This is a genomic window from Acinetobacter sp. UBA2063, assembly GCF_002333245.1.
In the GTDB taxonomy this organism is placed as follows: domain Bacteria; phylum Pseudomonadota; class Gammaproteobacteria; order Pseudomonadales; family Moraxellaceae; genus Acinetobacter; species Acinetobacter parvus.
Genome location: NZ_DDAH01000172.1, coordinates 2,251 through 3,026 on the forward strand (window position 1 = coordinate 2,251; position 776 = coordinate 3,026).

At 43.3% G+C, this 776-nt stretch carries 1 protein-coding gene and 1 pseudogene; both read right to left on the reverse strand.

Translation table 11 applies throughout. The features are described from left to right. Nucleotides 1–203 (reverse strand): annotated as a pseudogene (locus B4H32_RS08090) (hypothetical protein); the annotation flags it as partial. A gap of 58 nt (nt 204–261) precedes the next feature. Further along, nucleotides 262–776, reverse strand: a 515-nt coding sequence (locus tag B4H32_RS08095; protein ID WP_286801689.1) for a TerD family protein, incomplete at its 5' end; no start/stop codon positions are given.

Here is a 776-nt window from a genome sequence, read left to right on the forward strand (position 1 = left end):
TCATCCCAGTGACGCAATATTGATGCGTTGATCACAGCATTATCAAAAGATAGCGACACTTCCATCACAGCCAAAATCGTAGTGATCAGCAATACCCGAAGCATTGCCTGCACGCCTGCCTCTGGTCCATGACTGAAGCCCCACCATGCAGATAATGCCAGACAAATCACGGTAAAAATAATTGAGAAACGAAAATGTTTCATTGTTACCCTTTCAAAAAAATCTCAAAACATACATCTTGTCTGCTTTGAGATATCGGTTTTAGCCAACTTGAATACCATATTGTTGACACATTGCAGCAAGTCCGCCCGCATAGCCCTGACCGACTGCTCTAAATTTCCATTCGCCATTATGACGATAGACTTCACCAAATACCATGGCGGTTTCGGTTGAATAATCCTCGGCCAAATCAAAACGAACAATTTCTATGCCTGAATCCTGATTGACGACACGGATAAAAGCGTTGGCAATTTGTCCAAAATTCTGTCCACGACTTTGGGCATCATGAATGGTGACCGTAATGGCAATCTTTTCAATTTCAGGAGAAACTTTAGATAAATCCACCACTAAAGACTCATCATCACCATCCCCTTGACCTGAACGATTGTCACCCGTATGCTCAACCGAGCCATCCTGTGATTTTAACTGGTTGTAGAAAATAAAATCATGGTCGCCACGCACCTTGCCTGAGGCGGTTAATAAAAACGCACTGGCATCCAAATCAAAAGATGCGCCATCAGTTGCACGTTCGTCCCACCCCAAACCAATTAAAATAC